At 42.5% G+C, this 2,474-nt stretch carries 5 protein-coding genes; all 5 read left to right on the forward strand.

From position 1 onward, the window contains the following. Window positions 1-58 precede the first annotated feature (58 nt). Window positions 59-304 (forward strand): 4Fe-4S dicluster domain-containing protein, encoded by a 246-nt coding sequence (locus PLK24_RS06635; protein ID WP_324477494.1) that lies wholly within the window; start codon window positions 59-61, stop codon window positions 302-304. 6 nt (window positions 305-310) lie between these two features. After that, the gene (locus tag PLK24_RS06640; protein ID WP_324477497.1) at window positions 311-634 is read left to right on the forward strand and encodes a DUF6951 family protein; all 324 of its coding nucleotides are present in this window, start codon (window positions 311-313) and stop codon (window positions 632-634) included. Between the two features lie 14 nt (window positions 635-648). After that, window positions 649-1,110: a thioredoxin family protein gene (locus PLK24_RS06645; protein WP_324477499.1), complete on the forward strand. Its 462-nt coding sequence runs from the start codon at window positions 649-651 to the stop codon at window positions 1,108-1,110. Next, entirely contained in the window at window positions 1,111-2,040 is a 930-nt protein-coding gene (locus PLK24_RS06650; protein ID WP_324477501.1) for a thioredoxin family protein, read from the forward strand. A 3-nt stretch (window positions 2,041-2,043) separates the two neighbouring features. Continuing rightward, window positions 2,044-2,474: cytochrome c biogenesis CcdA family protein (locus PLK24_RS06655; RefSeq protein WP_324477503.1), on the forward strand; the 431-nt coding region annotated here is incomplete at its 3' end.

Genomic DNA, 2,474 nt, shown 5'->3' on the forward strand with positions numbered 1-2,474 from the left:
ATCCGAAGCTCAGTTTAAAGAATGGTTTCAGATGAAATAGAGGAGAGAAGAGACTGACATGCAGTTTAAAGTGAAGCGTGAAGAGATTCCCTGGTATCCCTCGGTTGATATAGAAAAATGTACCGGATGTCAAACCTGCTATGAGTTTTGTGTTCATGGAGTGTATGAATGGGATGATCAAGAAAATCGTCCAATAGTTGCCCATCCCTATGAATGTATCGTAGGATGTACTGGCTGCTATCCCCAATGTCCCAGTGAAGCCATTAATTTTCCACCGCTTTCCATTCTTAAACAATACCGATAATGACCCATGGAAAAAGTTCAGGTAAAAATAAATGCTGGAATTTGTGGATTTGTCACCGTGGTGGAGGCTCAGTCAAGTGATGGTCAAATGGTTCACCTTAAAATTGTGAGTCCCTGTGAAACGATCCGGAAATTGAATGACTCCATATCTGAAGTTGATGCCTTTAATGAAATCGGACAGGGATTTAATGGAGCTATATATCAGGTAGTTCAAAAAACCATCATAGGGTGTTGCAGCGGCTGCGTTGTTCCATCCGGTATCTATAAAGTGATGCAGGTTGCTGCTCAATTGGCTCTTCCTGCTCCGTCAACTATTGAATTTTTAAAGTAGGAGGAGATAAATCCATGAAACCTCTCTTACGAAAAATCCTTATTGTTGCCCTTTTGATAGTGGCAGTGGTGGTGACTATTAATTTAAAGGGGAGTAAGGCTATCAGTCAAAAACAGCAGAACCTGGAGGTTGTTGGTACTGAGCTTCCAAAAGAATCAACCCCAGTTTCAATAATCAACGAAGCGGGGCTTCCCCGTTTCTTGGAACTTGGGGCGGACAAATGTGTTCCCTGCAAGATGATGCAACCGGTTCTGGAAGAACTTCGCCGGGAATATCCGGGAAAGCTTCAGGTTGATTTTATTGATGTCTGGAAAGATCCAAAACAATCTCAGCAGTATGCTATCTCTTCTATCCCAACTCAAATCGTTTTTGATGTTCAAGGAAAAGAAGTGTTTCGACACATCGGCTTTTTCCCCAAAGACCAAATCCTTAAAAAATTTGAAGAATTAGGGATGAGTTTAAATAAGGAGGATTAAATGTACAAGATTCCTGGTATACCCATATTCATATTAATCTCTTGTTTTGTTATCTCAATCCCAATTTTAGCCGAAGAAAAGGTACTCACCGTCGAAGAGGTCTACCTGGGTCTTAGTTCGGGACCATTGCGGGACGCTAAGTTAGCAACACTTCCGGATGGTATCCTATTAAGAGCTGGAAACCTCACCATTGACCAGCAGCAAGTGGATGAAAAAATTGCTCAATCAGAGCCTGAACTCCAGGAACAGTTAAAAAGAAACGCCTTCTATGTTCTGGAGCAAGCTGCTACCTATCCAATTCTTCTTTCTGAAGCGAAAAAATGGATGGCAACCCAGAATATTCAGTCCAATAATCCCAATGAGGATGAACTCTTCAAGTTATACCTGGAAAGTTTAGTTCCTCCTGATCTTACCATATCCGATCAAGAAGCCCAGATTTTCTATGATCAAAACCATGAATCTTTTGGAGAAGTATCATTTAATGAAGTTAAGGGGACCGTGGTTGAATATCTTCTTGGTCAAAAGAAACAAGAGTTTATTAACTCCTATATTGGGACTCTGAGTCAGCAACTAGATATTGAAGTAAGCGATGGTTGGGTGAAGGCTCAATCAGAAAGTGCATTGGACAATTCGGTTGATCAAGCACGTCGAAATGGCCTTCCGGTCATGGTTGACTTCGGTGCCAGTGGCTGTGTTCCCTGCGATATGATGGCGCCAATACTTGAAGAGCTTCAAATGAGTCTGAAAGAAAAATGTACCATCCTTTTCACCGATGTCCGAATTTATCAAGTCCTTTCCGCTCGCTACCAAATTTCCAATATTCCAACCCAGGTTTTTTTCGACCGAGAAGGTATCGAAGTTTTTCGCCATACCGGATTTTTCTCGAAAGAAGAAATTCTTGACAAGCTTGCCGAGCTGGGGGTCGATTAATCCATGGGTGAACTTTTTGCCACCCTGACCAACGCCATTGAAGGGAATGCCGCGATTGCCCTGACGGCAGCATTGATTTGGGGAATATTAAGCATTCTTTTAAGTCCCTGTCATCTCGCCAGCATTCCACTTATTGTCGGCTTTATCACTCAGCAGGGAAAGCTGACCCTACATCGGGCGTTTTGGATCAGCACCTGGTTTTCCCTCGGTATACTTTCGACTATTGCCATTATTGGTATTATCACAGCCAGCTTGGGGCGAATGGCAGGAGATATAGGAGGATATGGAAATTATATTGTTGCAGTGATCTTTTTCATTGTTGGCCTTTCTCTGCTCGATGTTATTCCCCTCAACTTTGGAGGACCAACTCAAGTTAAAAAAACCAGGGGAACGGGGATGACGGCAGCCTTTCTCCTTGGTTTTTTCTTTGGAAT

The organism is Atribacter sp. (genome assembly GCF_035418125.1).
Lineage (GTDB): Bacteria > Atribacterota > Atribacteria > Atribacterales > Atribacteraceae > Atribacter > Atribacter allofermentans.

What these genes read in the sequence shown, in the direction of transcription:
- PLK24_RS06635 (WP_324477494.1), top strand. Translation starts at nt 59, where the DNA reads ATGCAGTTTAAAGTGAAGCGTGAAGAGATTCCCTGGTATCCCTCGGTT.
- PLK24_RS06640 (WP_324477497.1), top strand. Translation starts at nt 311, where the DNA reads ATGGAAAAAGTTCAGGTAAAAATAAATGCTGGAATTTGTGGATTTGTC.
- PLK24_RS06645 (WP_324477499.1), top strand. Translation starts at nt 649, where the DNA reads ATGAAACCTCTCTTACGAAAAATCCTTATTGTTGCCCTTTTGATAGTG.
- PLK24_RS06650 (WP_324477501.1), top strand. Translation starts at nt 1,111, where the DNA reads ATGTACAAGATTCCTGGTATACCCATATTCATATTAATCTCTTGTTTT.